The organism is Microbacterium sp. B24 (assembly GCF_000333415.1).
Lineage (GTDB): Bacteria > Actinomycetota > Actinomycetes > Actinomycetales > Microbacteriaceae > Microbacterium.
Genome location: NZ_BADB01000063.1, coordinates 1 through 1587, shown reverse-complemented (window position 1 = coordinate 1587; position 1587 = coordinate 1). Strand labels below are relative to the sequence as shown.

Here is a 1587-nt window from a genome sequence, read left to right as displayed (position 1 = left end):
TGGAGGCGTTCTCCAGCGCCAGGTAGAGGTTCGCAAGGGTCTGCGCTTCGATTCCCTGCGCGGCGTCGACCAGGAGGATGGCGCCTTCGCAGGCGGCGAGCGAGCGCGAGACCTCGTATGTGAAGTCCACGTGGCCGGGTGTGTCGATCATGTTCAGCGCGAAGGTGCCCTCGGCGGTGGCCCAGGGCATGCGGACGGCCTGCGACTTGATGGTGATGCCGCGCTCGCGCTCGATGTCCATGCGATCGAGGTACTGCGCACGCATGTCGCGGTCCGAGACCACACCGGTGATCTGCAGCATGCGGTCGGCCAGCGTGGACTTGCCGTGGTCGATGTGGGCGATGATGCAGAAATTGCGGATCAGCTCTGGAGGGGTCGCAGACGGCTCGAGAGGCTTCAGGGCGCGGGGTGACATGTCCCGTGCAGTCTACCGGCGTCTGCAGGGCGGGCCCCGCGCGACCGCGCGCGGGACTTTAGTCTCTCCCTCACGCGACGCGCCAGGGCTGCGCCGGATGAGAAAGAGTTAACCGCCCCTTCTCTTGCCGCCGCGATCCGCGCCACGGAAGCTCGATCTCACGTTCGATGGGACCGGATGTCGTGCGGCGTTCACTTCGGTGAAACCTTTTCGTCTCACAGCCACCTCATCATCGGCACTCAATCACCGAAGAGGACCGCCGTGTATGCGGCTGTCCGCTGTTGCATGCGAAACCAGGGAGAACACGTGTCAGATCCGACACGGGACGCCACGCGTCCCACCGCCGAGAGGCGGAACAGGCGCGCGATCGTCGCCGCCATCACCGCCGGAGCCCTCGCCCTCAGCGGCGCGGGATTCGCGACCATTCCGGCTCAGGCGGCCGTCTCGCCGAACGCCGCCGTGCTGATCAACGAGGTGTACGGCGGGGGCGGCAACTCCGGCGCCACCTACACCCACGACTTCGTCGAGCTCGTGAACGTCTCGTCGGCGCCGGTCAGCCTCGACGGCTGGACGCTGCAGTACGCCGCAGCAGGCGGCGACAAGAAGTTCTCGGCGCAGCCCCTCAGCGGCACCATCGCCGCCGGACGCACCTTCCTCGTCCAGGAGGCGAAGGGGCAAGGCGGGACGACGCCCCTTCCGACACCGGATGCCGTCGGCTCGCTCGCGCTGAGCGGGACGACCGGCAAGGTGGCCCTCGTCTCGAATGAGACCATCGTGACCGGACCGAGCGACGCCGACGTCGTCGACTACGTGGCCTGGGGTTCGTCCGCGACCCCCGCGGCCGGCTCGCCCGCACCCGGCACCGAGAACCCGACGAGCATCTCGCGCGACGCGTCGCACACCAACACCGCCGTCAACAGCGCGGACTTCGCCGTGGGCGCCCCCACTCCGCAGAACTCCGGTGCGGGCACGGAGCCGACGCCCGCGCCGACCGGCACCGCGTCTCCCTCTCCCGAGCCCACGACGACGTCCACCCCGACGCCGCAGCCGACCTCGACGGGAACCCCCGGGACCGAGACGATCACACCGATCGCGGCGATCCAAGGCTCCGGCGACAGCACCCCGTGAACGGCCAGACCGTCACGACCGAAGGCGTCGTCACCGCTCAGATG

The 1587-nt window shown here is 68.9% G+C and carries 2 protein-coding genes; one reads left to right on the top strand and one right to left on the bottom strand.

Annotation, left to right across the window (positions count from 1 at the left end):
• The coding region (locus I5I_RS01420; RefSeq protein ID WP_036315506.1) for a GTP-binding protein at positions 1-415 on the bottom strand (415 nt) is incomplete at its 3' end.
• A gap of 306 nt (positions 416-721) precedes the next feature.
• Here I5I_RS01420 and I5I_RS01415 point away from each other — a divergent pair.
• Entirely contained in the window at positions 722-1543 is an 822-nt protein-coding gene (locus I5I_RS01415; RefSeq protein ID WP_036315505.1) for a lamin tail domain-containing protein, read from the top strand.
• Positions 1544-1587: the final 44 nt, after the last annotated feature.